Annotated in this window: 28 protein-coding genes; 16 read left to right on the top strand and 12 right to left on the bottom strand. The window is 63.2% G+C overall.

From position 1 onward, the window contains the following. Positions 1-8: 8 nt before the first annotated feature. Positions 9-563 carry an ankyrin repeat domain-containing protein gene (locus TMPK1_RS13115; RefSeq protein ID WP_420243466.1) on the bottom strand — a complete coding sequence of 185 codons (555 nt, stop codon included), beginning with the start codon at positions 561-563 and terminating at the stop codon, positions 9-11. A 142-nt stretch (positions 564-705) separates the two neighbouring features. On the opposite strand from TMPK1_RS13115, the gene TMPK1_RS13110 reads away from it, so the two are divergent. Both TMPK1_RS13110 and TMPK1_RS13105 read left to right on the top strand, forming a co-directional pair. Continuing rightward, positions 706-1,986, top strand: coding sequence for a polyhydroxyalkanoate depolymerase (locus TMPK1_RS13110; RefSeq protein WP_420243465.1), 1,281 nt, complete (start codon positions 706-708; stop codon positions 1,984-1,986). Positions 1,987-2,142: 156 nt separating this feature from the next. Continuing rightward, positions 2,143-2,895, top strand: coding sequence for a M48 family metallopeptidase (locus TMPK1_RS13105; RefSeq protein WP_420243464.1), 753 nt, complete (start codon positions 2,143-2,145; stop codon positions 2,893-2,895). Between the two features lie 96 nt (positions 2,896-2,991). Here the strand turns inward: TMPK1_RS13105 and pspC are convergent, their stop codons facing one another. The 3 genes from pspC to pspA are packed head-to-tail and all read right to left on the bottom strand — an operon-like array spanning position 2,992 to position 4,312. Further along, the gene (pspC, locus tag TMPK1_RS13100) at positions 2,992-3,390 is read right to left on the bottom strand and encodes an envelope stress response membrane protein PspC (protein ID WP_420243463.1); all 399 of its coding nucleotides are present in this window, start codon (positions 3,388-3,390) and stop codon (positions 2,992-2,994) included. Next, complete coding sequence (gene pspB, locus TMPK1_RS13095) at positions 3,387-3,593, bottom strand: envelope stress response membrane protein PspB (RefSeq protein ID WP_420243462.1); 207 nt, start codon at positions 3,591-3,593, stop codon at positions 3,387-3,389. Before pspB ends, pspC begins: the two co-directional genes overlap by 4 nt. Before the next feature lie 35 nt (positions 3,594-3,628). Further along, positions 3,629-4,312 carry a phage shock protein PspA gene (gene pspA, locus TMPK1_RS13090; protein ID WP_420243461.1) on the bottom strand — a complete coding sequence of 228 codons (684 nt, stop codon included), beginning with the start codon at positions 4,310-4,312 and terminating at the stop codon, positions 3,629-3,631. A 157-nt stretch (positions 4,313-4,469) separates the two neighbouring features. Between pspA and pspF the strand changes: the two genes are divergently transcribed. From pspF to TMPK1_RS13065, 5 genes are read left to right on the top strand one after another with little or no spacing between them, the layout of a single operon-like run. Beyond that, positions 4,470-5,507, top strand: coding sequence for a phage shock protein operon transcriptional activator (gene pspF, locus TMPK1_RS13085; protein WP_420243460.1), 1,038 nt, complete (start codon positions 4,470-4,472; stop codon positions 5,505-5,507). Further along, positions 5,504-7,585, top strand: a complete 2,082-nt coding sequence (locus TMPK1_RS13080; protein WP_420243459.1) for a transglycosylase domain-containing protein — start codon at positions 5,504-5,506, stop codon at positions 7,583-7,585. The genes pspF and TMPK1_RS13080 overlap by 4 nt, the downstream gene beginning before the upstream one ends. Beyond that, positions 7,582-8,277 (top strand): NAD-dependent deacylase, encoded by a 696-nt coding sequence (locus tag TMPK1_RS13075; protein WP_420243458.1) that lies wholly within the window; start codon positions 7,582-7,584, stop codon positions 8,275-8,277. Before TMPK1_RS13080 ends, TMPK1_RS13075 begins: the two co-directional genes overlap by 4 nt. Further along, positions 8,274-8,864, top strand: a complete 591-nt coding sequence (locus tag TMPK1_RS13070; RefSeq protein ID WP_420243457.1) for a uracil-DNA glycosylase family protein — start codon at positions 8,274-8,276, stop codon at positions 8,862-8,864. The genes TMPK1_RS13075 and TMPK1_RS13070 overlap by 4 nt, the downstream gene beginning before the upstream one ends. After that, positions 8,861-9,355 carry a GNAT family N-acetyltransferase gene (locus tag TMPK1_RS13065; RefSeq protein ID WP_420243456.1) on the top strand — a complete coding sequence of 165 codons (495 nt, stop codon included), beginning with the start codon at positions 8,861-8,863 and terminating at the stop codon, positions 9,353-9,355. The genes TMPK1_RS13070 and TMPK1_RS13065 overlap by 4 nt, the downstream gene beginning before the upstream one ends. 10 nt (positions 9,356-9,365) lie before the next feature. Here the strand turns inward: TMPK1_RS13065 and TMPK1_RS13060 are convergent, their stop codons facing one another. Continuing rightward, positions 9,366-9,764: a metallopeptidase family protein gene (locus tag TMPK1_RS13060; RefSeq protein WP_420243455.1), complete on the bottom strand. Its 399-nt coding sequence runs from the start codon at positions 9,762-9,764 to the stop codon at positions 9,366-9,368. Here TMPK1_RS13060 and TMPK1_RS13055 point away from each other — a divergent pair. Genes TMPK1_RS13055 through TMPK1_RS13035 form a run of 5 tightly spaced genes read left to right on the top strand, consistent with a single transcriptional unit; the run spans position 9,756 to position 15,416 of the window. Then, the gene (locus TMPK1_RS13055) at positions 9,756-10,142 is read left to right on the top strand and encodes a 4a-hydroxytetrahydrobiopterin dehydratase (RefSeq protein ID WP_420243454.1); all 387 of its coding nucleotides are present in this window, start codon (positions 9,756-9,758) and stop codon (positions 10,140-10,142) included. The two genes, TMPK1_RS13060 and TMPK1_RS13055, sit on opposite strands and share 9 nt — an antisense overlap. Further along, entirely contained in the window at positions 10,139-11,812 is a 1,674-nt protein-coding gene (locus TMPK1_RS13050; RefSeq protein ID WP_420243453.1) for a peptide ABC transporter substrate-binding protein, read from the top strand. The genes TMPK1_RS13055 and TMPK1_RS13050 overlap by 4 nt, the downstream gene beginning before the upstream one ends. After that, positions 11,797-13,476: a peptide ABC transporter substrate-binding protein gene (locus tag TMPK1_RS13045; protein ID WP_420243452.1), complete on the top strand. Its 1,680-nt coding sequence runs from the start codon at positions 11,797-11,799 to the stop codon at positions 13,474-13,476. Before TMPK1_RS13050 ends, TMPK1_RS13045 begins: the two co-directional genes overlap by 16 nt. 9 nt (positions 13,477-13,485) lie before the next feature. Further along, entirely contained in the window at positions 13,486-14,451 is a 966-nt protein-coding gene (locus TMPK1_RS13040) for an ABC transporter permease (RefSeq protein ID WP_420243451.1), read from the top strand. A gap of 2 nt (positions 14,452-14,453) precedes the next feature. After that, the gene (locus TMPK1_RS13035; RefSeq protein WP_420243450.1) at positions 14,454-15,416 is read left to right on the top strand and encodes an ABC transporter permease; all 963 of its coding nucleotides are present in this window, start codon (positions 14,454-14,456) and stop codon (positions 15,414-15,416) included. Between the two features lie 65 nt (positions 15,417-15,481). On the opposite strand, the gene TMPK1_RS13030 is transcribed toward TMPK1_RS13035, so the two are convergent. After that, positions 15,482-16,408, bottom strand: coding sequence for a ribokinase (locus TMPK1_RS13030; protein WP_420243449.1), 927 nt, complete (start codon positions 16,406-16,408; stop codon positions 15,482-15,484). Then, positions 16,405-16,947 (bottom strand): response regulator, encoded by a 543-nt coding sequence (locus TMPK1_RS13025; RefSeq protein WP_420243448.1) that lies wholly within the window; start codon positions 16,945-16,947, stop codon positions 16,405-16,407. The genes TMPK1_RS13030 and TMPK1_RS13025 overlap by 4 nt, the downstream gene beginning before the upstream one ends. 48 nt (positions 16,948-16,995) lie before the next feature. On the opposite strand from TMPK1_RS13025, the gene TMPK1_RS13020 reads away from it, so the two are divergent. Both TMPK1_RS13020 and TMPK1_RS13015 read left to right on the top strand, forming a co-directional pair. Beyond that, on the top strand, positions 16,996-17,187 hold the full coding sequence (locus tag TMPK1_RS13020) for a NepR family anti-sigma factor (RefSeq protein ID WP_420243447.1): 192 nt from the start codon (positions 16,996-16,998) through the stop codon (positions 17,185-17,187). Then, a complete protein-coding gene (locus tag TMPK1_RS13015) occupies positions 17,184-17,846 on the top strand; it encodes a sigma-70 family RNA polymerase sigma factor (protein ID WP_420243446.1) in 663 nt (220 codons plus the stop codon). The genes TMPK1_RS13020 and TMPK1_RS13015 overlap by 4 nt, the downstream gene beginning before the upstream one ends. A 107-nt stretch (positions 17,847-17,953) precedes the next feature. Here the strand turns inward: TMPK1_RS13015 and hemA are convergent, their stop codons facing one another. Continuing rightward, complete coding sequence (gene hemA, locus TMPK1_RS13010; RefSeq protein WP_420243445.1) at positions 17,954-19,180, bottom strand: 5-aminolevulinate synthase; 1,227 nt, start codon at positions 19,178-19,180, stop codon at positions 17,954-17,956. A 56-nt stretch (positions 19,181-19,236) separates the two neighbouring features. Between hemA and TMPK1_RS13005 the strand changes: the two genes are divergently transcribed. After that, positions 19,237-20,025 (top strand): hypothetical protein, encoded by a 789-nt coding sequence (locus tag TMPK1_RS13005; protein WP_420243444.1) that lies wholly within the window; start codon positions 19,237-19,239, stop codon positions 20,023-20,025. Between the two features lie 140 nt (positions 20,026-20,165). Here TMPK1_RS13005 and TMPK1_RS13000 read toward each other — a convergent pair whose 3' ends face one another. After that, positions 20,166-21,206 carry an OmpA family protein gene (locus TMPK1_RS13000; RefSeq protein ID WP_420243443.1) on the bottom strand — a complete coding sequence of 347 codons (1,041 nt, stop codon included), beginning with the start codon at positions 21,204-21,206 and terminating at the stop codon, positions 20,166-20,168. A gap of 276 nt (positions 21,207-21,482) precedes the next feature. Between TMPK1_RS13000 and TMPK1_RS12995 the strand changes: the two genes are divergently transcribed. Continuing rightward, positions 21,483-21,677 carry a hypothetical protein gene (locus TMPK1_RS12995; protein WP_420243442.1) on the top strand — a complete coding sequence of 65 codons (195 nt, stop codon included), beginning with the start codon at positions 21,483-21,485 and terminating at the stop codon, positions 21,675-21,677. Positions 21,678-21,683: 6 nt separating this feature from the next. On the opposite strand, the gene ggt is transcribed toward TMPK1_RS12995, so the two are convergent. The 3 genes from ggt to panB are packed head-to-tail and all read right to left on the bottom strand — an operon-like array spanning position 21,684 to position 25,107. After that, positions 21,684-23,420 carry a gamma-glutamyltransferase gene (gene ggt / locus TMPK1_RS12990; RefSeq protein WP_420243441.1) on the bottom strand — a complete coding sequence of 579 codons (1,737 nt, stop codon included), beginning with the start codon at positions 23,418-23,420 and terminating at the stop codon, positions 21,684-21,686. Then, entirely contained in the window at positions 23,417-24,286 is an 870-nt protein-coding gene (gene panC, locus TMPK1_RS12985; protein ID WP_420243440.1) for a pantoate--beta-alanine ligase, read from the bottom strand. Before panC ends, ggt begins: the two co-directional genes overlap by 4 nt. Next, on the bottom strand, positions 24,283-25,107 hold the full coding sequence (panB, locus tag TMPK1_RS12980) for a 3-methyl-2-oxobutanoate hydroxymethyltransferase (protein ID WP_420243439.1): 825 nt from the start codon (positions 25,105-25,107) through the stop codon (positions 24,283-24,285). The genes panC and panB overlap by 4 nt, the downstream gene beginning before the upstream one ends. Positions 25,108-25,186: the final 79 nt, after the last annotated feature.

The following is a 25,186-nucleotide window of genomic DNA, read 5'->3' as shown; positions in this document are numbered from 1 at the left end:
GGGAAAGTTCAGCGCTTGGCCTCAAGCAACGGCAGCACGCGGCGGGCGCGAGATTCCTGTGCGTAGGTCAGCGCGTCGCGGCCGGTGAAATCCTGCTTCTTGGTGCTGGCGCCGGCTTTAAGCAGTGCCGTCACTGCTTCGGCATTGTCGCTGCGTGCCGCTGCCATCAGGGGCGTCACGCCCTGATTGTCCGGGTCATCGACGCGCGCACTTTTGCTGAGAAGCGCTTCGATCACGTCTTTGCCGGCCTTTTCGGCCGCGTGATACAGCGGCGTCTGCCCGGCTTTGTCTTTGCGCGCCGGCGAGGCGCGATGTTCGAGCAGCAATTTCACCAGCGCCGGCTCATTCTTTCGCGCGGCGAGAATCAACGGCGTCACGCCGCGTTCGTCGGTCGCGTTTGGATTGGCGCCACCAAGCAGCAGCTTCTGCGCCCAGGCAAAGTCGCCCTGTTGGGCGGCGGTTAAGAGCGCGGGCGGATCGAATAGGCCCTGCGCGTGGATCGGGGCTGCCCCGCAAAAAGCGAAGAGCGCGGCGAGGATCGAAAGGATGCGGTGCGTTTTCACGGCGCGGAACGCTAGCCGAGCCGTCGCGGCGGCGCTACCGGGCGACAAACGATGCGCCCAAATCCTCTTCTGCTGTGTTCCATGCAAGGTAAGGTCCGGACCAGGACCTGAAGAGCCCGAGTCGGGGCCGATAGGAGAGTTGGTGCTTTACACGCTCTATGAGTGGAATCGTGCAGCCATGCTGCCGGTTCGCATGTTGGCCGGCGCAGCCAACATTGCTTTCCAGAATCCCTTCGCCCCCGTGTCCTACACGCAGTTCGGCCGTTCGGTCGTTGCGGCTAGTGAAGTGCTCGAACGCGTTACACGCCGCTTCGAAAAGCCGGAATGGGGTCTCGACGTGACCTTGATCGGCGGCGAGCCGGTGCCGGTCACAATCGAAACCGTCGATCAGACTCCCTTCTGCAACCTGCTGCATTTCTCGCGCGACACCGATCGGAACGATCCGAAAGTTCTATTGGTGGCGCCGATTTCCGGCCATCACGCGACCTTGTTGCGCGGCACGGTCGAAGCGTTGCTGCCGCATCACGACGTCTATGTCACCGACTGGATCGATGCGCGCCAGGTGCCGTTGGCGAATGGTGCGTTCGATCTCGACGACTACGTGCATTACCTGATCAGGTTTTTGAAACTGCTTGGTGCCGACACGCATGTGATCGCGGTGTGCCAGCCGGCCGTGCCGGTGATGGCGGCGGTGTCGTTGTTGGCGTCAGCGGGCGACGCGGTGCAACCGCGCACGATGACGTTGATGGGCGGGCCGATCGATACGCGCCGTGCACCGACGGCCGTGACGCGCCTAGCCGAAACGCGCCCGATTGAATGGTTCGAGCACAGCGTGATTTCGCCGGTGCCGATGATGTATCCGGGCGCATTGCGCAACGTCTATCCGGGCTTCGTGCAGCTGACCGGTTTCATGCAGATGAATCTCGATCGTCATGTCGGCGCGCATGTGAAGCTGTTTCAGCATCTCGTGCGCGGCGATGATGAAAGCGCCGACGCGCATCGCAAGTTCTACGACGAATATTTGTCGGTGATGGATCTCACCGCTGAATTCTATCTGCAGACGGTCGAGACCGTGTTCCAGCGTCATGACCTGCCGAACGGGACGATGAAAGTGCGCGGCGTTCCGGTTGTGCCGGGCGACGTGCAGCGTACCGCGCTGCTGACGATCGAAGGCGAGCTCGACGATATTTCGGCGCCGGGCCAGACCCTGGCGGCGCACGATCTTCTGACCGGCCTGCCGGCCGAGAAGAAGAAGGCCCACCTCCAGCTGGGGGTCGGCCATTACGGCATCTTCAACGGCCGCCGCTGGCGCGAATCGATCCTGCCGGTGGTCCGTTCCTGGATTCGCCAGCACGATGCCGGCCGGACCGAGGTCCCGCCCCAGGATTTGGTGACAAAAACGGCGGAAAAGCTGGCCGCCTAAGCTTCGGATAGGCGCAAAACCGCCTGGGGTCCGGACGGAGCAGGTGGCCGCTTCCCGCGTTCCTGGAACGACGGACGGCCCGATTTTGCCCCCTTCTGGTCGCAGATCCGTCGAGAGGCTTGCGGCGCAGGCCGGCTGGGGGCGACAAAGTCTGGGATGCCGTTGGGATCGAGTCGCGCCAAAGCCGCCAAGTCCAGCCGGACCCGTCCGGCCGAGCTGCGCATTGACGGGCTGGATAAGCCGATCGCGCTGAGGATCAGCCGGCAAGCCCGCAGAATCATTCTGAAAATTCGCCCGGATGACGGGCGGGTCGAAGTTACGATCCCGCCCTGGACATCCCGCCGTGCGGCGGGGGATTTCGCCGCCAAGAACCTCGAATGGATCGAGGAGCGGCTCGAGCTTTTACCGAAGCCCGTACCATTCGCCGCCGGCGCGTCGATACCGCTTCAAGGCGTCGAGCACCGGATTGTGCCAAGCGGCAACCTGCGTGGCCGGGTCCACCGCGACGGCGGCAATCTCGTCGTCCCCGGCGAGCCCGAGCATCTCGCCCGCCGCGTCACCGACTGGCTCAAGGCCGAGGCGCGTCGCGTCATCTGCGACACGGTCCGCATCAAGGCTGCGCGCGCCAACTTGAAGTTCTCGTCCATCGCTGTGCGCGACACGACCACGCGCTGGGGCAGCTGTACGTGCGACGGTTGTCTGTCGTTCAGTTGGCGTCTGTTTCTGGCGCCCGACTACGTGCTCGACTATGTCGTCGCGCACGAGGTTGCGCACCTTCGTCACCTCGACCACGGCGCTCGCTTCTGGAAGCTGACCGCGACGCTCACCGACGGCGACGTCGACCTTGCGAAGACGTGGCTGAACGGGCACGGCCACGATCTCCTGCGTTACGGTCAGTCCGGCGACTAGCGGGGCGGCGACTAACGTTTCTTTTCGGGCTGCTGCACGAGCGGCGCGCATCGGAATCCCCTTTATCGAAGTGCGTTGTTGGAATTCGGCGCGCTCTCACGCGCCGAGATTCTTGAACTCACGTTCCAGGTCGAAATTCGGCGTCGTGACGCGGCGTTCCATGCCGGCAAGGCGCGTGTCGAGATCACGGAACTTGCGGGCGAGATCGCCGACCGTGCCGCCGGGGCGCGTGTTGACCGACTGCCAGAAGGTCTTCTCACCCTGATCGCGAAACAACATTTTCGGCCGCTTCGGCATGATCATCCACATGATCACGTAGCTCATGATGAAGAAGGGCGCGAAGAAGATGGTGCCGAGGACGAAAGCGCCGCGCACCAACGTGCGATCCCAACCGAGATAGTCGCTTAAGCCCGCACAGACACCGGCCAGCATCCGGTCTTCACAATTGCGATAGAGGCGTTTTGGGTCCGGCGGGACCATTTCGTGAAAGCTCACGACTTGCTCCGTTCGTTGGCTTCGAGCACGCGCTCGAGATTTTCAATTCGCTGCTCGAGCCGCTGCGCGCTGGCGTACAGCTCGGTCAGCATCTTTTCATCGTCGGACGAAAGGCCCCGGGTCTTCTTCCACTGCGTGACGTAGTGAAGGATCACGGCGGGTGCTGCGACGAAGATGATGGCGCAGACGGCGACGATGGACATGGTCGGTGGGTCCGATGCGAGGATCATTGCTGGGATCAGGCCTGCGACGGCGTGCGATTGCCAAGTCGTGCCTTCAACTCAGCGAGCTCCTGCTCGACCTTGCTGTCGGTTTCCAACTTGTTGATCTCGTCGTCGAGTGACGGCTTGCCCGGGCGGCCCAGATCGTATGCGTCGACCTTGCCGTCGAGTTCGTCGAGCGTGCGCTCCACCCGCTGCATCCGCGACAGCGCATCGTCGACGCGGCTGTCATAGATTGCACCGCGTGCCTTGAGGCGCGTCTGCGCCGACTTGGCGCGCGCCATCATCTGACCTTCGCGCTGCTTAGCGTCGTCAAGCTTCGCCTGCAGCTGGCCGATGTCTTCATTCTGCTTGGCCAGGCCGGCTTCGATGTCGGCCAGCTGTGACTGACCGGCGGCGACTGCTTCGGCGGCGCGGTTCTTGGCGTGCAGCGCGCCCTTGGCCAGATCTTCGCGGCCCTTTTCCAGCGCCAGCTCGGCCTTGTTCTGCCAGGCGTCGTGCTCGCGCTGCAGGGCGTTCACCTTGCGCTCAAGCTCTTTCTTGTCGGCGATGGTCTTCACCGCGGCCGACCGAACCTCAACCAGCGTGTCCTCCATCTCCTGAATGATCAGGCGGATGATCTTCTGGGGGTCCTCGGCGCGATCGAGCATCGCATTGAGGTTGGAGTTCACGATGTCGGTGAGCCGAGAAAAGATGCCCATGACGGAGGGTTCCTACAAAAACGTTTGACGACGAACCCTCTATTGCAGCCCGCGTGCCAGAAGCCCATTCGTGGAAAATCAATGGGTTAGCCTTAGGTGCCGGAGTAAGCGGTCTCCCTTCCTGTCACTCGATGAGAGAATCTGTTATCGACCACCCATGCTTGACGCGCTGGTGGGTGAGAGCCCGCTTTTCACCGAGATCCTCAACGACGTTTCGGCCCTGGCGAAGCTCGACCGGCCCGTGCTGGTCGTGGGCGAGCGAGGGACGGGCAAAGAGCTGATTGCCCAGCGTCTCCATTATCTGTCCCGCCGCTGGGATCAGACGCTGATCAAGCTCAACTGCGCGACCTTGTCGGAGTCGCTGCTCGACAGTGAGTTGTTCGGCCACGAAGCCGGCGCCTTCACCGGCGCCACCAAACGTCGCGAAGGACGGTTCGAACGCGCCGACGGCGGCACGTTGTTTCTCGACGAAATTGCGACTGCATCGATGGCGGTGCAGGAAAAGCTGCTGCGCGTGATCGAATACGGCGAGTTCGAACGGTTGGGCGCCAGTGAAACGGTGGCGAGCGACGTGCGCGTCGTTGCCGCGACCAACGTCGATCTTCCGGCGCTGGCGGCACAGGGAAAATTCCGCGCCGACTTGCTCGATCGTTTGGCGTTCGCAGTCGTTACGGTTCCGCCGCTGCGGGTGCGGCCCGAAGACATTCTGGCGCTGTCACGGCATTTCGGAACGCAGATGGCGCAGCAGATGAAACGTGAAGTGTTCAGTGGGTTCAGCAAATCGGCCGAGGCGCAACTGCTCGATTACCGCTGGCCCGGCAATGTGCGCGAATTGAAAAACGTGGTGGAGCGTGCGGTCGCGTCGGCGGTCGATCCCGACAAGCCGATCGACCAGGTGCGTTTCGATCCGTTTGAATCACCGTGGCGCCCCGGCGCCGAGCTGCATGCCGGCGCGCTGGCCGCAACGGCGCAAGCCGCCGCCGACGATCCGGCCGGCGCCTATGATTTCGCACAGCATGTGGCGCAGACCGAAAAGCGGCTGCTGCTAAAGGCGCTGCAACAGAACCAGCACCAGCAGAAGCGCACCGCGACCTTCCTCGGGCTCGAATATCACCAGCTGCGCAACCTGCTGCGCAAATACGGCATCATCGGTCCTGAATCAGCGACCCGCGCTGCCCCGGGAGCGCCGCAATGAGTCGCGAACTTCGCGGCGTGCGACTCACCGACAAACTTCCCGACGACGAAACACCCAAGAAACCCGCAAAACCGCGCGCGCCCAAACGCGGCGGCGGCGGCGGTGGCGGTGGACGTGGCAATGGTGGCAACCGCGCTGGCGGTGGCGGCAATTGGTGGTCGCGCCGGCATCCGTATGTGCGCCTGTTGCTCAAAGCGACGGCGATCGCTGCGATCTGGGGTTTCATCGTTGTCGGCGTCGTGGTCGCCTATCTCGCGGCGGGATTGCCCGATGTGCGCCAAGCCGTCGAGCTGAAACGCCGGCCCGCAATTACGCTGATCGCTGCCGACGGTTCGCTGATCGCGCGCGTCGGCGATTTCTACGGCCAGACCGTGGCTGCGTCCGAGCTGCCTGCCTATGTGCCCGAAGCGATCATTGCGATCGAAGACCGCCGCTTCCGCTATCACTGGGGCGTCGATCCGATCGGTCTTGCACGCGCGATGTATGTGAACTGGCGCACCGGCGCCACGGTGCAGGGCGGTTCGACGCTGACGCAGCAGCTCGCCAAAAACATGTTTCTCTCGCCCGAGCGCACGATGAAGCGCAAGGCGCAGGAAGCGTTGCTCGCGCTGTGGCTGGAGCATCTCTACAGCAAGGAACAGATCCTTACCGGTTATCTCAATCGCGTCTATCTCGGCGCCGGCGCGTTCGGCATCGACGCAGCGTCGCGTACCTATTTCGGCAAGCCCGCAAGCGAACTGACCGTGCGCGAAGCGGCGATCATTGCCGGCCTGTTGAAAGCCCCGTCGCGCTATTCACCCGCGACCAATCCCGACGCGGCCTGGACGCGGGCGCAGATCGTGCTGGCGGCGATGCGCGCCCAGGGCAAGATCACCGACAAGCAATTCGCCGACGCAACCGCGCCGAACCAACCGATCGCGCAAAAGAAGCCGGGCGTCGGCGACGGTGTTCGCTACTTCGCCGATTGGGTCGTCGAACGTCTGACCGGCTATATCGGAACGGTCGAACAAGACGTGACGATCACGACGACCTTGGACGGCGCGATGCAGCGCGCCGCCGAACAACGTCTTGCGGCGACATTGGACGGGCCCGGCGTCAAAGCGCACGTGACGCAGGGTGCAATCGTTGCGATGGCGCCCGACGGTGCGGTCAAGGCGTTGGTCGGCGGACGCGACTATCAGGAAAGCCAGTTCAACCGCGCGACGCAGGCGATGCGTCAGCCCGGTTCGACCTTCAAGCCGCTGGTCTATCTCGCAGCACTCGAAGCTGGTTTGCGTCCGGACACGCTGGTCGACGATTCGCCGATCCGCATCGGCAGTTGGGCGCCCGCAAATTACGAACCCGGGTTCAAAGGCATGGTGCCGGCGCGCGAAGCGCTGGCGGAGTCGATCAACACCGCTGCCGTGCGCGTGCTCGACTATGCCGGCATCGAACGGGTGCGCAAACTTTCGAAGCGTCTCGGCCTGTCTGAAACGCTGCAGCCCGATTTGTCGCTGGCGCTCGGCACCAGCGAAGTCACGTTGCTCGATCTCGCCAGCGTCTACGCTGTCTTTGCCAATGGCGGCGACGTCGCGACGCCGTACGCGATTCTCGAAGTGAAAGATCGCAACGGCACGGTCCTGTACAAGCGCCAGGCATCGCCAGCCGAACAAGTTGTGCAGCCTTGGTTCATCGACGACATCAATCTGATGATGGCGGGCGTGATCGATCACGGCACTGGCAAGTCGGCCAAGATCGGCCGGCCGGCTGCGGGCAAGACCGGCACGACCAACGACTATCGCAATGCGTGGTTCATGGGATTTACCGGCGATCTCGTTTGCGGCGTGTGGCTCGGCAACGACGACAACAGCCCGATGAAACGCATCACCGGCGGCAGCCTGCCGGCGGCGACGTGGAAAGCCTTCATGCTTGACGCGCTGAAAGACAAGCCGTCGCGCGCGCCGCCGGGATTCGAACGCCGTTCGCCGTCGCCGCAGGCGCCGAATGCAGAAGCGCGCGTCGCCTCAACCGTCAGCGCGCCGGCGCCAAAACAAGAAGAAGGGATCGGCGGCCTGCTGAAGAAGTTGTTCGGCGGGTGAAAATCGTCGTTCTGACCGGCGCGGGGGTCAGCGCCGAGAGCGGCCTTGCGACCTTTCGCGACGCGGGCGGCATCTGGGCGCGCTATCGTATCGAAGACGTGGCAACGCCCGACGCCTATGCACGAAATCCGGCCAAGGTGCTCGACTTTTACACGCAGCGCCGGGTGCAACTGCGCGATCCCGCAATTGACGCCAATGACACGCATCGTGCACTGGCGCGGCTGGCTGCAAGCGGAACACACGAAGTTCTGCTGGTGACGCAGAATGTCGACGACCTGCACGAGCGCGGCGGCAGCGAGGACGTGCTGCACATGCATGGCGAGCTGTTCAAGACGCGTTGCCTGGCCTGCGACGCGCTGTTCGACGATCGCGACGACCTGACTCTGCAGCGTGCCTGTGCTGCGTGCGGCGCCAGCGGACGGTTGCGCCCGCATGTCGTGTGGTTCGGCGAAATGCCGCTCGAACTCGACCGCGTCTATGACGCGCTGACGGACAGCGACCTGTTCGTGTCGATCGGCACGTCCGGCAATGTCTACCCCGCGGCCGACTTCGTGCGCACGGCGCGGTCGGCCGGTGCACGAACGCTGGAGCTGAATCTCGAACCCAGCGAGGGTGCCAGCCTGTTTCACGATGCGCGGTACGGACCCGCATCCAATCTGGTACCCGCCTGGGTCGACGAAATTCTGGCGTGACGGAGACACTCGAAGCTTTATCGGCGCGTGCGCGCGCTTGCCGGCTCTGTGTGGATGCGCTGCGACCGTTCGAGCCGCGCCCGACCTTTCGCGCCCATCCGGCCGCCCGTTTGTTGATTGTCGGGCAGGCGCCCGGTTCGCGCGTGTATGAAACCGGCATTCCGTGGAACGACCGGTCGGGCGACCGGCTGCGCGATTGGTTGCAGCTCGATCGTGATCAATTTTACGACGCGACGCGTGTCGCGGTTCTGCCCGCCGGCTTTTGCTATCCCGGCGTCGACAAACATGGCGGCGATAAGCCGCCGCGTCCAATTTGTGCGCCGACCTGGCATGCCGCGTTTCGCCAGCACATGCCCGATATCGCGCTCACCTTGCTGATCGGTTCCTACGCGCAACGATTCTATCTCGGCGCCGACGCCAAGAAATCGCTGGGCGCGACGGTTGCGTCGTGGCGCGATCATCCGCCCAGCCTGCTGCCATTGCCGCATCCAAGCTGGCGCAACACGGCGTGGCTGCGCCGCAATCCCTGGTTCGAATGCGACGTGCTGCCGGCGTTGCGCAGCCGCGTCGCTGCGCTCTTCGCGTGATCAGCACCGCACGCCTCGATCTTGTGCCGTTGTCGCGCGAGATGATGCGCGCCTTAGACAACGACCGCGCGCGCTTTGCCGAATTGCTCGATGCCGAGGTCGCGGCGGCGTGGCCCCAAGCGGATTTCGCTGAGGTTCTGCCGTCGATTCGCGAGTGGGTCGAGCGCGACCGTGCGTTGGAGATCTGGACCTACGTGATCGTGTTGCGCGAACCCAAGCGCGTGCTGGTCGGCGAGATTGGCTACAAAGGTCCGCCGGATTCCGAAGCGACAGTGGAGATCGGCTATGCCTTGCTGCCGGAAGCGCGCCGCAACGGCTATGCCAGCGAGGCGGTGACTGCGCTGGTGCGCTGGGCGCTGCAGCGCAACGACGTGCTGCGCGTCACCGCCGAAACGGTGATCGGCAACGACGCGTCCGAACGCGTCTTACAGCGAACCGGCTTTCGCCTGATCGGAATCCGCTCGGACTCACGCTGGTGGGAACACGTCTAAGGCGAAACGCTCAGCTCGTCTCAATGCGATGAATGTCGTCATCGCTGAGACCGAGATGATGACCGATCTCATGGATCAAGACGTGGCGGATCAGATGCGCCAGCTCGACACCGGTCGCGCACCATTCATCGAGGATCGGGCGGCGATAGAGGAAGATGCGGTTGACGTCGTGCAGCGGGCCGGCGCTGTCGGCGATGCCGATCGGCACGCCGCGATAGAGGCCGGTCAGCTCGAACGGATCCTCGATCCCCATTTCATTCAGCGTGTCGTCGTCGGCGAATTCGTCGACCGACAAGGCGACGCCTTCGATGGCGCGGCGGAATTGCAGCGGTAGCGTCGCCAGCGCCTGTTCCGCGAGATCGGCAAGCTCGTCGAGGGTCGGTGCAAACTTGGCGGGCTCTTGAGGCATCTGCTAGGAAGTGCCGCGCTTCAGCTCGCGGCACAAGCGGGCGATGCGCGACAGGGAAGTTCTGGGGATACCGACATGCAACAGCGTCTGGACGCAGCTTCGCGCGCGGCCGCCTTGGCCGAGCTTGCGGGTTGGCGCCTGGTCGACGGCCGGGACGCGATCGAAAAATCCTTCCGCTTTGCCGATTTCGGCGCGGCCTGGGGCTTCATGTCGCGTGTTGCGTTGGCCGCCGAGCGGCTGAACCATCACCCCGAATGGTCGAACATCTACAACCGCGTCACGATCGTGCTTTCGACGCATGATGCGGGCGGGTTGACCGCGCTGGACGTCACATTGGCACGCCAGATTGAACAAGCAGCTTCGGGACAGACGGTATGAAACGCTGGGCAATGTTGATGGCGACCGCTTCGTTGGTCGCGTTGTCCAGTGCGGCTGTTGCGCAAAGCAAACACACGACCTTGACGATCGGCGTGTCGCAGTTCGGTTCGAACTTGCTGCCGCCGGTCGAGAACATGGTCGCGAAGGAATATCTTCTCGGCTTCACCCATCGTCGTTTGACCGTCTACGGCTATGACTGGAATTTGGAGTGCCAGATCTGCACCGAAATTCCGACGGTCGAAAACGGCCGCGTCGAAGCGGTAACGCTTCCCGACGGGCGCGCTGCACGCAAAGTGCGCTTCACCTTGAAGCCCGATTTGAAATGGGGCGACGGCGCGCCGCTGACGACCAAAGACGTGTTGTTCAGCTACGAATACGCCAAACATCCGCTGTCGGGTGTCTATAACGGCACGTTGACCGGCGTCGACATCGTTGACTTGAAAGCGCTCGACGAGCGCAGCTTCGTCATCACGCGCACGCTCAACCAATGCACGCCGGCGCAGATCAATGATTTTCGCGTCCTGCCCGCGCATCTCGAAGAAGCGAAGTTCCGCGAAAATCCGGCCGAATACCGATTGAAGAACGGCTACGACACCGACCCGACCAATCCCGGTCTGTGGAACGGCCCATATCGCATCACGTCCTACGACCGCGGCGCCAACACGGTGATGGAGCGCAACCCGTACTGGACCGGGCAGAAGCCGTACTTCGATCGCATCGTCGTGAAGACGATCGAAAACACGGCGGCGCTGGAATCAAATTTGAAGTCGGGCGACATCGATTTCATCTCGGCCGAGAACGGCCTCACCATCGATCAGTCGGTTGCCTTCCAGAAGCGCAACAAGGATGCGTTCGATCTCGAGTTCAAGTCGCAGCTGATGTACGAATATTTGAACGTCAACCAGGACGATCCTTGGTTGAAAGATGTGCGCTTGCGACAGGCGCTGCTTTACGCGTTGGATCGCGCCGCGATTTCCGCGCGCATCTTCGAAGGCCAGCAGACTGTCGCCGACACGACCATTCATCCGCTCGACAAGGTGCACACCGACGACGGCGTGACCAAATACGGATTCGACAAAGCCAAGGCGGTCGAACTGTTGGTTGCAGCCGGTTGGACCAAAGTTGGTTCGGACGGCATCCGCACCAACGACAAGGGCGAACGCCTGTCGCTCGAACTGGGCACCACTGCCGGCAACAAAGTCCGCGAGCTGGTGCAGCAGGTGATGCAAAAGATGTGGAAGGACGTCGGCGTCGAAGCGCGGTTGAAAGTGCTGCCGCCGCGCGTCGTGTTCGGCGAGGCGCTGCGCAAGCGGCAATTCCCGCATCTGTATTTGACGGCCTATTCGACCTCGCCGGGCCTGCTGCCCGAAGCGACCCTGCACAGCCGCGGCATCCCCAGCGAAGCGAATGGCTGGGCCGGGCAGAATTATTCGGGTGCCAAGATCCCTGCGCTCGATCACGCCATCGACGATGCGCAACTGCGCTGTGGTGCCGACGAGCAGAAAAAAGATTGGGGCGACATCCAACGGCTAACTGCGGCGGATTTGCCGATCATCCCGCTTTTCTTTCGGGTCAACACCAACGTGACGCCGAAATGGTTGCATGGCGTGCGGCAGACCGGTCACCAATACAGCTCCACCATGTGGGTCGAGACATGGACCGCCGACTGATCGCTTCTGCCTTCGCTTTTGCCGCCTGCACCTTCCTGCTTGTCGCGTCGCCCGCACATGCGGCACGGACGCAGCTGACGATCGGGGTGAATCAGTTTCCCTCGAACTTCCACCCGATGGTCGAATCGGGCGTCGCCAAACAATTCGTCCAAGGCCTCGTGCTGCGCCGGCTCACGATCTACGGCTATGACTGGACGCTTGAGTGCCAGCTCTGCACCGAAATCCCGACCGCAGAAAATGGCCGCGTCAAACCGGTGACCTTGCCCGATGGGCGAACGGCCCGGGCCGTGTCCTTCACCCTGAAGCCGGACATCTTCTGGAGCGACGGCACGCAAGTGACGTCCAAGGATTTCGTCTTCGCCTGGAACTGGGGCAAGGACCCGCAGTCGGGCATCGTGAATTACAATCTGGTGTCGAACGACATCGTCTCGGTCGAATACAAAGACGACCGCAATTTCGTGATCACGCGCACGCAGACCTTGTGCAACCCGGCCGAGTTCGGCGATTTCGTGCCGCTGCCGGCGCATGTCGAACGGCCAATCTGGGAAAAGTCGAAAGCCGACTATCGCAATCGTAGCGCCTACGACGCTGACCCGACGCGCGCCGGTCTGCATGACGGCCCGTACAAGATCGCAAAAGTCGAACGCGGCTCGACCATCGTGTTCGAGCGCAATCCGTATTGGAAAGGCCAGAAGCCGCAATTTGATCGCATCATCATCAAGGCGATCGAAAACACTGCGGCGCTTGAAGCCAACCTGAAAGCGGGCGACATCGATTTCATCTCGGGCGAGAACGGGATGAGCTTCGACCAGGCCGTGTCGTTCCAGAAACGCAATGCAGACCGCTTCGACATCGAGTTCAAGTCGATGTTGATGTGGGAATTCGTCAACGTGAATGTCGACGACCCCGTGCTGCGCGACATCCGCGTGCGCCGCGCCTTGATGCACGGGCTGGATCGCGTCGCGATTTCGAAACAGATCTTCGAAGGCCGCCAGTCGATCGCCGACACGATGTATCACCCGCAAGAGCCGATCTACACCGAAGAGGGTGTGGCGAAATACGAGTTCGATCGCGCCAAGGCGATCGCGCTGCTGACCGAAGCGGGCTATGGCAAAGTTGGCGCCGACGGTATTCGCGTCAACGACAAGGGCGACCGTTTGTCGTTCGAGCTGGGCACCACCGCCGGCAACAAGACGCGCGAATTGGTGCAGCAAGTCATGCAGCGCATGTGGCGCGAGGTCGGCATCGAAATCCGCCTCAAGACTGCACCGGCGCGCGTCATGTTCGGCGAGATCCTGCGTCGCCGGCAATTTCCGCACATGTATATGATGGCGTTCGCAGCCTGGCCCGCGAACAATCCCGAGACGATTCTCGGATCGCGTTCAGTACCGGCAGAATCGAACGGCTGGTCGGGACAGAATTACGGCGGCTATCGCAGTACGGCGATGGATGCGGCGATCGAAAGATCGCAAACGCAATGTGAGCCGGCCGACCAGAAGAAAAACTGGGGCGACATCCAGCGCCTGTATGCCGCCGACCTGCCGCAGCTGCCGCTGTTCTTCCGCATCAACACGCAAGTGACGCCGAAATGGCTGCACGGCGTCACCCAAACGGGTCACCAATACGCATCGACCTGGTGGGTCGAACGTTGGACGGCCGACTGAGATTCCAACATGGCTCGCTTTCTGACTGAAAGACTGCTCCAGGCGCTGCTGGTGCTCCTGGTGATGTCCTTCGTCGTGTACATGCTGATCGGCCTGATGCCGGGCGACCCGATCGATCTGATGATCGCGTCGGATCCGAATCTGACCGCGGCCGATGCGGCGCGTTTGAAAGCGCTGTACGGCCTCGATAAGCCGGTGATCGAACGCTACTTCAACTGGTTGCTCGCCGCTTTGTCGGGTGATCTCGGCTATTCGCGTCTGGCGGCGCAGCCGACCTTGGCGGTGGTGCTGCCGCGCATGGGCAACACCGCAATCCTGATGGCGTGCACCTTGTTGCTGGCGTTGGGGATCGCCTTGCCCGCCGGCATCTACGCCGCGCGCAAGCCCTACACCAAGCTCGACACGCTGGTGAATTTCCTCTGCTTCGGCGGCATCTCGATGCCCAGTTTTTGGCTGGCGTTGCTGCTGATCATTCTCTTTGCCGTCACGCTTGGCTGGCTGCCTGCATCGGGCATGGCGCCGGTCGGATCGGAAAGTTTTGCGGCACGGTTGCCGTATCTCGTCATGCCGGTGATGACGCTGACCTTGTTGAATGCCGGCGTTCTGACCCGGCACATTCGTGCCGCGATGCTGGAACAGCTGCGCCAGGATTATGTGCGCACAGCCCGCGCCAAAGGCGTCGCCGAGACGACGGTCGTATGGAAGCACGCGCTGCGCAACGGCATGATCCCGATCGTCACGATCATCAGCCACGATATCGGCACGTTGTTTTCCGGCGCCGTCGTGACCGAAACGATCTTCGGTTATCTCGGCATGGGAAAGCTCATCTACGACTCGGTGATGGGCAACGACTTCAATGTCGCGCTGGTCGCGCTGCTGGCCGCGACGGCGATGATCCTTCTCGCCAATCTGATCGCCGACGTCGCCTACGCGGCGCTGGATCCGCGCGTCACCTTCGCCGCACGAAAAGCCTGACCATGACCGTGCAAGATCCGGCGCCGTCGCTCGAAGCCGAGCAGAGCGGCATCACCCAGCCTGCGCACACGCCGTTCAGCATGGTGCTGCGCCGCTTTCTGCGCCATCGCGCTGCGGTGGTCAGTGCGGTGTTCCTTGCGTCGCTGGTGCTGGTCTGCGTGGCTGCACCGTTGTTCGAAGCGTGGCTGGGCACGACCTTTGCCGACCAGGATCTGTTCGGCCGGTACGCGCCGCCGTCGCCGGGCCATCCGTTGGGCCAGGATGAAATCGGGCGCGACGTGCTGATCCGTCTTCTCTATGGCGGCCGCGTGTCGCTGCTGGTCGGCGTCGCCGCCGCTTTGTGCGCGGCGGTGATCGGTTCGCTGGTCGGGTTGCTGGCGGGATTCTACGGCGGTCGTCTCGATGCGCTGTTGATGCGCTTCACCGACGGTGTGATCGCGCTGCCGATTTTGCCGTTCCTGATCATCCTCAGCGCCATCGATCTGAAAAAGCTCGGCGTGCCGCAGACGATCGCATTGTCGGACGAGGTCAGCCTGTACCGGATCGTGATCGTGGTTTCGCTGTTCGGCTGGACGACTGTGGCGCGGTTGGTGCGCGGCGGCGCGTTGTCGGTACGGCAGCGCGAATATGTGCGCGCCGCGTTGGCGCTGGGCGCCTCTAACGCGCGCATCATGCGCGTGCATGTGCTGCCCAACGTCGTGTCGCCGATTGTCGTCGCCGTCACGCTGTCGATTGGCCATCTGATTCTGGTCGAGTCGACCTTGTCGTATCTCGGCGTCGGGATTCAGCTGCCGCTGCCAAGCTGGGGCAACATGCTGGTGAATGCGCAGGACCTGATCTATTCGGCGCCGGCGCTGGCGATCTATCCCGGTCTGATGATTTTCCTGACCGTGATCGCGTTCAATTTTCTGGGCGACGGCCTGCAGGACGCGCTCGATCCGCGCGCCACGTCGCAAAAGCGTTGATGTAGGCGCGAAGCGCCTCCCGGTTTTCAATTCGTGATTTGAAATCCGGGAGAGCGCTGCGCGCCCTAATTTAACCGGAAGGCGCGCGGGCTGCTCAGCAGCTTTTCTTCGATCGTCTGCCGGCGTGGCAGAGCTTCTTGCGCACCCAACGCCATGCAGGCGAGCGCGCCCGCGACGTTGGCGCGTTCCAGCGCACCTTGGATCGGCGTGCGACGGTCGAGTGCTGCGGTAAAGGCACCGCAGAACGCATCGCCGGCGCCGGTCGTATCGACCGGTTTGATCTGCAGCGCGTCGACCATCCAGACTTCGGTTGGCGTCGCGGCGATTGCGCCCTTGGCGCCCAAGGTGATGACGAAGGTCAGGCCGAGCGCTTTGGCCAGCGCGCCGATCATCTGGTTCGGATCACGGCCAGCCGGCGCACCCAGCGACGTTATCAGGACGCTCGCCTCGTGCTCGTTGCAGATCAGCACGTCGAGATCTTTGAGCGACGCGGGCGGCACCGGCCGCACCGGTGCGAGATTCAGCACGACGCGCGCACCGCGCGCCTTGGCGCGCTTGGCCAATGCCCAGACTTCTGCTTCGGGCACTTCCATCTGCATCAGCACGGTCGAGCCCGGGCCAAGCCGATCGTTGTGAACGTTGTCGCCCTTGGCTTCGAGATTGGCGCCGCTGGCGACGCCGATCTGATTCTCGGCCTGCGGCGATACCAGAATTGCGGCGCAGCCGGTCGGTTTGGTGCCTTTGCCGATCCCGCCGACATCAACGCCCTGGCGTTGCAACGACGCCAGCGCCATGCGGCCGAACTCGTCATCGCCGATCGTGCCGATCATGCGCGTCTCGGCGCCAGCGCGTGCGGCTGCGACTGCCTGGTTCGCGCCTTTGCCGCCGGGGGTCAGAACGTAAGACGGTCCGAGAACCGTTTCGCCGGGCTTCGGCAGGCGCTCGACGCTGAGCGCCAGATCCATGTTCAGAGAGCCGAAGACGAGAATCACGAGCGGCGCGCCGTTGCTTCCGCCTCGGCAAGGCTCGAAAGGATCTCGTCGTCGGTGAACGGCTTGCCGACAAAAATTGCGTCGATGTCTTGCACTTGGCGTACCGCCTGATCGAGATGGCCGGTCACGAAAACGACGCGCGTGCCATAGCGCGCCGCGAGTTCGCGTCCAACGGTCATACCGTTGATGCCGCCCTGAAGCGACACGTCGACGATCGCAAAACCAGGCCGCTCGCGTTCAGCGATGACCATCGCTGTTTCGGCGTCCATAGCGCGGCCAGTCACGTCCCACCCCGACCGTTCGAGCAGTGCGGCCAAGTGGTCGGCGATCAACATCTCATCCTCGATGATGAGGATCCGACGTGTGGCAGTCATGCGAGTCCGGGATCTCCGGCGGAGCTGGAAGGTGGCGCCGGTCCGGCGACGCACGGGTGCCGACCATCGGTCGAAACCCTTACCAAGATGTTTACCTCGATCGTCGGCACGGGCCACTAACGCCTGGATCAAACCCTTGATCCAGGGGGCATCTCCGAAAGTCACGAACCTTTTTCGCGGTCGCTTGTTTCAATGTGACCCCGAGAGAGCCCCATGGACAATTTGGAACAAAACCAGCCCCGCCAGACCGAGGAAGACTTCCCCGGCCTGCGTGCCATCGAATCGCCCGCCGATCCGGCGTTCGATCAGTGGCTGACGCATCACCTGCGCCAGCTCTATGACCCCGTCGTGCAGGAGCCCATTCCGCGCGATCTCATCAAGCTGCTGGAAGCGCGGTTGAAATGAGCAACGAACACACGCCAATGGAAGCTTCCATTCAACAAGCTGCTTCGACTCCGTCGCCCGTCGATGACGCGGCGGCAGAAGCCGAATTCCAACGCGAGCTGATCGCCAACATTCCACACTTACGGGCGTTCGCGCGCTTTGTGACGCAGAATGCCGATCACGCGAACGACTTGGTGCAGGACACGATCGTGCGTGCCTTGCGTGCGCGGCATCAATTCCAGCCGGGCACGAACTTCAAGGCGTGGACCTTCACAATCCTGCGCAACCTGCACGTCAACAATCTGCGGCGGCAGCGTCTGAAGTTCGACTCGATCGAGGACGGCGCGCTCGATTACTTCGCCGTGGCGCCAGGCCAGGAAGCGCGCCTCGAGTTCCAGGAACTCAAGCGCGGTATGGCCAAGCTGTCGCGCGAACATCGCGAAGTGCTGATCTTGGTCGGCGCCTCGGGCTTCTCGTACGAAGAAGCGGCCGAGATCTGCGGTTGTGCCGTCGGCACGATCAAAAGCCGTCTGTCGCGTGCCCGCACCGAGCTGTACCGGCTTCTCGTCGGTGAAGAAGCGGCTGCGAAAGCAGACGCGGCTGCGACCGAACCGAGCGGCGACGTCGGCAAATCACGCCGCCGTCCCGGACGCAGGCTGGAAACGACCGTGGCGGTTTAGCCGCGGCGGATCGCACAAAAGAAAAGGGCCGCGGAAATCCGCGGCCCTTTTTTCATGTCCGGTGCCGTGCGCAACGCCGCTTTGCGAAGCTTTGTTGGCGCCGCGCTTTACGCGGCCTTGCGCAGTTGCAGCCGGCCCCAGATTTCGGTCAACGATGCGACCAGATGGTCGAGATCTTCGGTCGTGTGCAGCGGCGACGGCGTCAGGCGCAGGCGTTCGGTGCCGCGTGGCACGGTCGGATAGTTGATCGGCTGCACGTAGATATTGTGGCGTTCGAGCAGCTCGTCGGTGATGCGCTTGGTCTGGACCGGATCGCCGACCATCACCGGCACGATATGCGTGTTGCTGTCCATCACCGGAATGCCGGCGGCCAGAAGACGACGCTTGGTTTCGGCCGCCATGCGCTGCTGGCCGTCGCGCTCGACGTTCGAGTTGCGCAGATGGCGCACGCTGGCGAGCGCGCCAGCCGCAACCACCGGGCACATCGCCGTGGTGAAGATGAAGCCTGGTGCGTAGGAGCGGATGAAATCGACCAGATGCTTCGACGCGGCGATGTAGCCGCCGACCAGGCCGAACGCCTTGCCCAGCGTGCCTTCGATTACGTCGATGCGATGGGCCAGGCCCGCCTGTTCAGCGACGCCGGCGCCGGTCGGGCCGTACATGCCGACCGCGTGCACTTCGTCGAGATAGGTCATCGCGCCGAACTCGGCCGCGACGTCGCAAATCTCTTTGATGGGGCTGATGTCGCCATCCATCGAATACACACTTTCGAAGGCGACCAGCTTGGCGCGGCCGGGTTCGACCTGCGCCAGCAACTCGCGCAGATGCGCCGCGTCGTTGTGGCGGAAGACGCGCTTCTCAGCGCCCGAGTTGATGATGCCCTGAATCATCGAAGCGTGATTCAGCGCGTCGGAGAAGATGACGCAGTCGGGCAGGTGCTTGCCCAGCGTCGACAGGGTCGTCTCGTTGGCGACGTAGCCCGAGGTGAACAGCAGCGCCGCGTCCTTGGCGTGCAGCGCCGCCAATTCCTGCTCAAGCTCGACGTGATAGACGCAGGTGCCCGAGATGTTGCGCGTACCGCCGGCGCCGGCACCGACGCGGTCGATCGATTCGTGCATCGCAGCGAGCACCGACGGGTGCTGTCCCATGCCGAGATAGTCGTTCGAACACCAGATCGTGACTTCGCGCGCCACAAATTCGCCTGCGGGGCCTTCGTGGCGAAGGATCGCTTTGGGAAAACTACCGGCTGAACGTTCGAGGTTGGCGAAGACGCGATACCGCCCCTCAGCGCAGAGCTGCGCGAGTTTCTCAGCGAAGAAGGCGTCGTAATTCATTGCCAGCTTTTCGGCTGCTGGACGCGAAACGCGCCCCTGAGCCGCCCTCGGAAAAGATGGCCGCTAATGAAGCACCTGCCCTGGCCCGATGCAAACAAACGGCGGTCCCAGCGGCGAGAGGCCGCGACTACAGCCCGCGGCCGGGAAACGCGCGATCCCGCGGACCTCGCCCACAAACTTGTTTGAATCACGCGATTTTCGCGGGATTTGTCACGAGTTGGTTGGCTTGCCACCCGAGTCGGCCGCGTGAGAGAAGGGTCCGCGCCCGCCGTTTCGAGGAGTTGCCGCACGTGCCTTTTGTCCGCCGTCTTCGTCCCTGGATCGCCGCCGCCTGCGTTGCCGGCGCGATCGCCGGTCCCGCTGTCGCCGCGACCTCCAAATCCGCCAAACCGGCCGCGCCCGCCGCGGCGAAAGAGTGCAAGCCCAGCGCCGAAGAAGTGGCGATCCACGTCCGCGCGCTGAAAGAAGAAATGATGGTCGGCGCGCTGTCCTGCGATTCGCGCATCGGCTACGGCGAGTTCGTGCGCAAATTTGAAAAGCAGCTCACGACGAGCGGCAAGCACATGCAGAGCGCGTTCAAGGGGCATGGCGGCGTGTCCGAGATGGACCGGTTCAACACCAAGCTCGCCAATGAAGCGATGCGCCAGCACATGGAGAAGGGCACTCCTGTCTTCTGCGCTGACTCTAAGAAACTCTACGACGAAGTTCTTGCGCTAAACGGCGACGCTTTGATCGATTACGCGCAGAAGCGTCCGGTGCCGATTGCATCGCCGATCCGTTCGAACTGCCCGGTGCCGAAGACGGCGTCGGCGGCGCCGGTTGGCAGCAGCGGTTCTTCCAAGTGACGACACGCTAGCGTCGTCACCCCGGTGAAGGCCGGGGCCCAGGTGGAATGAAAAAGGGCGGTGCATCTCGCGATGCACCGCCCTCATTCTTTGCGCTGGATCCCCGCCTGCGCGGGGATGATCCAGCGCTACGCGCTAGATCACTTGTAGACGATCTCGACGCGGCGGTTCTGCGGCTCGCGCACGCCGTCCGGCGTCGGCACCAGCGGCTGCGACTCGCCCTTGGCGAAGACAGCGATCTGGTCGGCCGGGATGCCGTCGCGAACCAGCTCGGCCTGCACGGTCTGCGCACGGCGCTGCGACAGGCGCTGGTTGTAGGCGTCCGAACCCGAACGGTCGGCGTGACCCGTCACTTCGATGCGCGTGACGTTGCCCGACTTGGCGTTGGTTGCGGCCGTACGGACGATGTTGGTGCCTTCCGGCGTCAGGTCCGAACGATCGAAGTCGAAGAACACGAGGTAGCTACGCGGTGCCTTCACTGGCGCCGGCGCCGGTGCCGCAACCTTCTGCTCGACGACGGCCTGCTGCTGCACACCGAAATTGTAGCGCAGGCCGATCAAAGCCATCTGCGACGAGTAATCGTTGCGGATGCCCTTCGGGCCCGAGCTGCTGCCCAGCGGCGTTTCGAAGTAGCGGTACTCGAGGTTGAGCGCCCAGTTCGGATTGATGTTGTACGAGACGCCCGCGATCGCCTGCCAGGCGATGTCGCTCGTGTCGTCGTTGACGCGAATGGCGCTGTTGGTCAGGCCGCCCTTGACGTCCCAGTTGGCAACACCGAGGCCGCCGCCGACATACGGCTTCAACGGGAACGAGACCGGAATGTCGTAGTAGACATTCGCCATCGCGCTCCAAACCTGCGCACGGCCGTTCATGCCGCCGACGCCGAGCGCCGTCTTGAATTGGTTTTCCTTGTAGCCGATTTCGAATTCGGTGCGGAAACCGTTGGTCCAGGCATAGCCGACCGCGCCGTTGATCGCGTAGCCGTCATCATGCTTGGCCTTGTACGTGCCCGTCGCGCCGGCAATGCCGAGCGTGCCGACATCGACCTTCTGGTTCTGCGCCCAATTCCAGCCGCCGTTCAGGCCAATGTAAAAGCCGTCGGCGTGCGCCGGCGCGGAGAACGCAGCGGCTGCTACAGCGAGCGCCGCGGCAGTGCCGCGCAGGGACCAGTTCCGAGTCATGTTTTCATTCCTTCCGATTGTTTTCTTCTAACGACGAAATCTGTGGACCCACGTCGCGCTTGGGCGGGGCCGACCAAGCTACCCTCCCGGGATGTCCGGTGGGCGAACGTGGATTTAACAACCACGTTCCTGATTTCATTAGCTGCATCACAGCCATGCGGCTTTGTTTTCAGAGCCTGATGCAGAAATGCAACAGAGTTGGGAACGATCTCGCAGCTGGGTGGTTATGGGGCTGAGGGACGCACAAACGCCCCAATCCAAGCCGAGTTCCACACCATGCGCGCGATAATCATCTCGATCGGGCTGACCATGGGGCTGCTCGGCACCGTACAGACTGCACATGCAGTGCCGTTCGATCGCGTCACGGTCCGGCTGGGTCGTGCCGAACCGCTGTTGGCAGTGCCGAGCACCGCGCCCGCGCCGGTCGCAATCGCGCCCCGCGCCAAGCAGCGCCGCGAACGCGCGGCCTAAACGCCGCTATTTACCGATCGCCAGCCCTTCGCGGCGAGGGTCAGCGGCGCCGATCAACAAGCCGTTTTCAAATGCGATCGCATGCAGCCCGCTCGATTGCGGCGAAACCCGCACCTGGTGACCCATTGCTTCGAGCGCTGCTTTGAACGTGCTGGTTTCGAGTTCGGTCGTACCGTTGCGATTGAAGACATGCGGCAGATCCAGCGCCGCCTGCAGATCCATCTTCCAATCGAGCCGGGCCACCAGGCTCTTCATCACATAGCCGGGAATGGCGCTGCCGCCCGGCGATCCGATCGTCAGCACCGGCAGCTTGTTCGCATCGAACACGATCGTGGGCATCATCGATGAACGCGGCCGCTTGTTCGGTTCGATCCGGTTTGCCACCGGCGCGCCGTCGGGCCCGGTCGGCGCCAGTGAAAAATCGGTCATGTGGTTGTTCAGAATGAAGCCGCCGACGATCAGGCGCGATCCGAACGCGGTTTCGATCGAGGTGGTCATCGACACGACCAGCCCGTCTTTGTCGACGACGGTCAGATGCGACGTTCCCGGGCGCTCCAACGAACGGTCTGGTGCGCGCGACGGCGGTGCGCCTGCAGGCTCGCCCGCTGGTGCGCGTTGCACCGTGACGCGGGTTGGATCGATCGTCGCCGCACGACCGGCGAGATAGGCGCGATCCAGCAGTCCCTGCACCGGTACTTGCACGAAATCGGAATCGGCCATGTAGCGTTCGCGGTCGGCATAGGCGCGCCGTTCTGCTTCGGCCAACAAATGCCAGGCGCGGGGATCGTCTGGCTTCATCGACGGCAGGTCGAAATTCGCCAACATGCCCAGCGCTTCCAACGTCGTGGCACCGCCCGAACTCGGCATGCCGGCGCTGCACACACGATAGGCACGATACGGTTCGCAAATCGGTTCGCGCAGTTTGGTGCGATAGGCGACTAGATCGCTGGCTTGCATGCGCACCGTCACCGGCGTTGATGCGGTCGCCGCTGCCTGTTGCAGCTTGGCCAGCAATTGCCGCGCGAGTTCGCCTTTGTAGAAGGCATCGGCGCCATTCTTCGCGATGTCGCGCAGTGTCTTTGCCAAGGCCGGATTCTTGAACGTCTCGCCGACGCTGAGCGGCGTGCCGTCGCCGTGATAATAGACGGCGTGCATGTCGGGCGTGTTGTCGAAATAGCGCTGCCCTTGCGCCAGCAAGGTGGCCAGGCGCGGCGACACGGCAAAGCCGGTTTCCGCAAGTTTGATTGCGGGCTCGAACAAGGTCGCCCACGGCAATTTTCCATGCGCGCGATGCAGCGTTTCGAGCAGGCGCGGCAAGCCCGGCACTGCAACCGCGCGACCATTCTCGATTGCGGTGAAGAAGCCGAGCGGCTTGCCGTCGGGCCCAAGAAAATCCTGCGGGGTCGATGCGGCCGGTGCGACTTCGCGCCCGTCATAGCTGCGCAACTCGCCAGTCTTTTTCGACCAGGTCAGAACGAAGGCGCCGCCGCCCAAACCGGACGATTGCGGTTCGACGAGATTCAAAACCAGCTGTGCGGCGATGGCTGCATCAACCGCGCTGCCGCCGGCCTCGAGCATCGACGCTGCAGCGCGCGATGCATGCGGATTGGCCGCAACGGCCATCCATTGTTTCGCCGTTACCGCCTGTTTCGCGGTGCTCTTGGTTGCAGCTTCAGGATCCGGCGATTGCGCTGCGGCGAACGGTGCCAGCAGCAGGAAACACCAAACCCCGAATTGCTTCATGTGCTCAGTTCCACCGGGAAATTATCAATCAGGCGCGTCGTGCCGATGCGCGCCGCAGCCAAGACGCGCAAGGCGCGACCGCTTGCGACGGGCGCTGGCTGCATCGTTTCAGCATCAGCAATCTCAACATAGTCGACGCTGTCAAAGCCAGCTTCGCGCAGTCGCGCCGGTGCGGCGCTGCGCGCGTCCGCAATGTCACCCTTGGCGGCCTTGCTTGCCACGTCCTGCAGGATGCGATTCAGCTTCTGCGCGGTGATCAATTGCGCGGGCGTCAGATAGGCGTTGCGCGACGACAGGGCCAAACCTTCGCTGTCGCGCACCGTCGGCACAGTCAGAATTTCCAGCGGCAGGTCGAGATCGCGCACCAGCTGCTTAATCACCTGCAATTGCTGCCAGTCTTTTTCCCCGAAGAACGCCAGGTCGGGACCGATCTGATTCAGCAGCTTGGCAACGACGGTGGCGACGCCATCAAAATGGCCGGGCCGGTGTGCGCCTTCCAGGCTTGTGGTCAGCGGTCCGGCGATCGACACGGTGGTTGCGAACCCGTCCGGGTACATCGCTTCGAGCGGCGGCGCGAACAACAGATCGACGCCCGCTGCACGCAGCAGATCCAGATCGTCGCCTTCGCGGCGCGGATAAGCGCCGAAATCTTCGCGCGGTCCAAACTGCTTCGGATTGACGAAGATCGAGACGACGACGCGATCGGCCTGCCGACGCGCGTGATCGATCAAGGCGCGATGCCCATCATGCAGCGCGCCCATGGTTGGCACCAGGGCGACGCGTTGTCGTTCGGCGCGCCATTCGGTGACGCGTGCGCGCGCCGCGCCGACCGTGCGGGCGACGCCGGTCGCGACTTTGGAAATCATTGCGCCGCTTTCGGGAAGAAGATGTGAGCTTTGCCGGGAAAGCGCCGGGCGCGAACGTCGTCGGCGAATTTGCGGGCTGCTTCGTCGATCGTCGCCGCCAGGTCGGCATAGCGCTGCACGAAGCGCGGCGTCGCGTCGCCGGTCAGCCCAAGAATATCGTCGGTGACCAGAACCTGGCCGTCGCAATCCGCCGACGCACCGATGCCGATCGTCGGAATGGCAATCGTCTCAGTGATGCGGCGCGCCAACGGCTCCATAACACCTTCGATCACGACGCTGAACGCACCCGCCTCGGTGATTGCGCGCGCGTCATCGATGATCTTCTCGGCTGCTGCTTCGTCGCGGCCCTGCACGCGGAAACCGCCCATCGTGTGCAGCGATTGCGGCGTCAGGCCGATATGGCCCATCACCGGAATGCCGCGTTCGACCAGAAACGAAATCGTCGCCGCCATGGTGCGGCCGCCTTCGAGCTTCACCGCCTGCGCGCCGGCAGCGAGCAGTTTTGCCGATGCGTCGAACGCCTGTTGCGGCGACGATTGATAGGTGCCGAACGGCAAGTCGGCGATGATCGCTGCGCGCGTCGAGCCGCGCTTCACCGCTTGCGTGTGCAGCACCATCATGTCGAGCGTGACGCCCAACGTGTCATCCATGCCGTGCAGAACCATGCCGACGGAATCGCCGATCAACAGCGCGTCGACATGTGGATCGAGCAGGCGCGCGATCGGTGCCGTGTAGGCGGTCAGGACAACGATCGGCTGGCCGCCTTTGCGGGCAGCAAGCTCGGGGATCGTCACGCGCCGTGTCAGCTTTGTTGTGCTCAATTGCGTACGCTTTGTTGCGCCGGCTGGTTCATTGCCCAGCCGCGGATTGCAGGGCGAGGCGCGGTCCGGCAGGTTCGCG

It is taken from the genome of Roseiterribacter gracilis, from assembly GCA_018332375.1.
Taxonomy (GTDB): domain Bacteria; phylum Pseudomonadota; class Alphaproteobacteria; order BOG-932; family Roseiterribacteraceae; genus Roseiterribacter; species Roseiterribacter gracilis.
This window is presented reverse-complemented; position numbering and strand designations above follow the sequence as displayed.